This window comes from Burkholderia sp. 3C (assembly GCF_054589155.1).
The window spans coordinates 1-2933 of record NZ_BAAILN010000072.1 but is presented as its reverse complement, the minus strand read 5'-3'; the positions used below and the strand labels follow the sequence as shown (position 1 = coordinate 2933).

General features: G+C 61.2%; 2 protein-coding genes and 1 pseudogene. 1 reads left to right on the top strand and 2 read right to left on the bottom strand.

The window, feature by feature from the left end; translation table 11 throughout:
* Positions 1-316, bottom strand: a pseudogene (locus ACYP33_RS13260) (transposase); the annotation flags it as partial.
* A 403-nt stretch (positions 317-719) separates the two neighbouring features.
* Between ACYP33_RS13260 and ACYP33_RS13255 the strand changes: the two are divergent.
* Complete coding sequence (locus tag ACYP33_RS13255; RefSeq protein ID WP_459622219.1) at positions 720-1778, top strand: helix-turn-helix domain-containing protein; 1059 nt, start codon at positions 720-722, stop codon at positions 1776-1778.
* A gap of 63 nt (positions 1779-1841) precedes the next feature.
* On the opposite strand, the gene ACYP33_RS13250 is transcribed toward ACYP33_RS13255, so the two are convergent.
* Positions 1842-2855 (bottom strand): hypothetical protein, encoded by a 1014-nt coding sequence (locus ACYP33_RS13250; protein WP_459622217.1) that lies wholly within the window; start codon positions 2853-2855, stop codon positions 1842-1844.
* Positions 2856-2933: the final 78 nt, after the last annotated feature.

Genomic DNA, 2933 nt, shown 5'->3' with positions numbered 1-2933 from the left:
CGATAGGCCTGGATCAAGAAGTCAGCCAGCGCGCGTTTGCGCGCCGGCTTCATAGCTTTTTTTGCACCACCTCCTGCAGCATCTGCTTGTCCAGACTGAGGTCGGCGACCATGCGCTTGAGCCGGGCATTTTCCTCTTCCAGTTGCTTCAAACGCCGTAGCTCGGACACGCCGAGGCCGCCATACTTCTTTTTCCAGTTGTAGAAGGTGGCCTCCGAAATGCCCATCTTTCGGCACACTTCCGTGACCGTGGTGCCCAGTTCGGCCTGTTTCAACGCGAAGGCAATCTGCTCTTCCGTATACCTCGATTTCTTCATGCAAACCTCCCGCCCGTCAGGGTTTCAAATTTGCCAGAAATCTCCAGTCCTCGCCGCTACGGTTTTTCGGGGGGAGATCATTTCGCGCGCGCGCCAGCTCCCGTAGAGGTTTTTTCTGTAACCCATACCACAAGGACAATACAGCGCTTTCTTACCCCCGCTAGAAGCACTTCTCTTTCGAAAAAAGTAGCGTTTCTATTTGGTGCCCACACGATCTGTGTAATATCCGGAAAGACACAACGAAAGCTTGTCGCGAAACCGTTTACATCTCGCGACAGGCTCAGGCCAACACCGGAATCGGTATTTTTCGGCATGACGCTCCGTTAGAAAAACATATATCGGGCGATTTTTCCGAAAGCGGATTGACCGCCGGTATTTTAAAAATAACGGGCAATAACAATAGATGAGTGCGACTTCCGAGGGGTTGAGTTACCGTTTTTCGACGGCCTATGCGCCCGAACGCGAACGTTTCGATGCCTGGCGTGCCGACACCGGTGCGCTGTTCGACATCGGCATGCTGGAAGACGACCACGTGCCGTACGATTCGCAGTTCGATTTCACGCTGCTCGATCAGCTCATGTTCGGCGGCCGTCAATGGCTGCGCCCCGATCACCAGGTCGAACACGCGATGAGCCGCTCGCCGCAGCGAATCCGTTCCGACGGCCTCGACGGCTATTACCTGCAATTGCAGATCAGCGAAACGCTGTACGGCACGGCCGGCCGCAACACCACGATGAACATCGGCCCGGGCGACATGTGCATGCTCGATCTGGCCACGCCGTTCGAGTTGAAGGTGACGACCGGCGACACCATCTGCATGGTGCTTCCGCGCGACCTGCTGCCGGCCGGCGCGGCCTCGCTGCACGGTCGTTCGCTGTCGCACGGCATGGGCGCGCTGCTCGCGGACTATCTGCGATCACTGCGCCGGAACATCCCGCAGATCAGCGCCGACGAGATGCCCTACGCGATCCAGGCCACCAAGAACATGCTGGTGGCCTGCCTCGCACCGACGCTCGACACGCTCAAGCAGGCCGAAACCGAACTCGATGCGATGTTCGTGAACCGCGTGAAGGACTATATCGAGCAGCACCTGCTGTCGTCGGATCTGACGCCGGACAGCATCTGCAAGGCGATGGGCATCTCGCGCTCGAAGCTCTACCGCCTGTTCGAGCCGACCGGCGGCGTGGCGCGGCTGATCCAGCACAAGCGCCTGCATCGCGCACGCAACGTGCTGATCGATCCGACCGCCAAGCGCATGCGGATATCCGAAGTGGCGTGGCGGCACGGCTTCGTCAACGAGAAGCACTTCAGCCGGCTGTTCAAGGAAAAATTCGGTGCGACGCCGAGCGAGATTTCGGCGCGCGAGTTCCGGCGCGACTCGGTGTGGACGCAAGCATCGGCCGAGCAGGCAGCCGCGGCGACCAATTTCAGCGAGTGGATGCGGGCGTTCGTGTCGCTGTAAGCGATGCGCGGCGCGTATCGGCATCGACACGCGCCGCCGGCTCAAAGTCGGCTCAACGCCTGCTCAATTCTGAATCAGCGGATTCAGCGTGGTGCACAGGAACCCCGTGCAATTCTTCGGCGCGAAGTACACCGAAACAATCGCCGGCGGCGACGTGCCGAACGCCATGTCGCTGAAATACGCGTTGCCCTGCGCACCGAGCGTGTTCGATTGCGTGATGAACGCGGCGCTGGTGGTTTGCGGCGTGGCCGTCTGATACGTGAAGGTCGGCGATTGCGTCTGATCCTTGACATAGACCGTGGCCGAGCTGCTGCCGAACACCTGCGTGCCCTTGGCGCGGAAACCGCGCGCGCCCTCGGCGTTGGCCTGCGTGAGGAAATCGCTCGAACTGGCCGGCGCGGCCGGCGCCTCGTAGGTGTAGGTCGCGCTCGACGCGCCGTTCTTCGCGTACAGGTTCAGGAACGCGCCGCCGATCGAGGTCGGCCCGACGAACCAGTAACCCGATTGCCCTTGCGTGTTCGCTTGCGTGAGGAAATCGGCCGGGCTCGAATTGTTCGACAGGAACTGGTAGCTGTAGGTGGCCGACGAGCCGTCGTTGCGATACAGCGTGCCGTAGGTCAGGTCGCTGTCGTAGCGGAAGCCGCGCCCGCCTTCCGAATTCAGTTGGGTGAGATACGCGCTCTGCGTGGTCTGCGTACTCGGCAACTCGTAGGTATAGGTGCCGGCCGAGCCGTCGTTCACGTAGATCGAATGCGTCGTGGTGCCGTCGCCCGAGAAAAACTCGTCGCCGACATAGCGAAAGCCCTTCGCGCCTTCGGCGTTGAGCTGCGCCAGGAAACTCGTGGCATCGGCCGCGGACGTCAGCGCCTCGAAACGCGACGTGAACGTGCTGCCGCCACTGCCCGAGCCCGACGAGCCGCTTCCCGACGAACCACTGCCCGACCCCGACGAACCGCCGCTCGTGCCGCCCGATGAGCCAGACGATGAGGAACCTGATGCTACGGACAACGAATCGTCCCCGCCACAAGCGGACAGGGTCAGACAGGCGAGCGCGATCAGCGCGGCGGCTTTTTTCATGGCGACCTCGAAACAATGAAGCGATGGAAAAACGACGCGGAGATAACGGCCCGCAAGCAGCGAGGCAGGCCGCGCGGC

Coding starts and splice junctions, on each gene's coding strand:
- ACYP33_RS13255 (WP_459622219.1), top strand. CDS start 720: ATGAGTGCGACTTCCGAGGGGTTGAGTTACCGTTTTTCGACGGCCTAT.
- ACYP33_RS13250 (WP_459622217.1), bottom strand. CDS start 2,855: ATGAAAAAAGCCGCCGCGCTGATCGCGCTCGCCTGTCTGACCCTGTCC.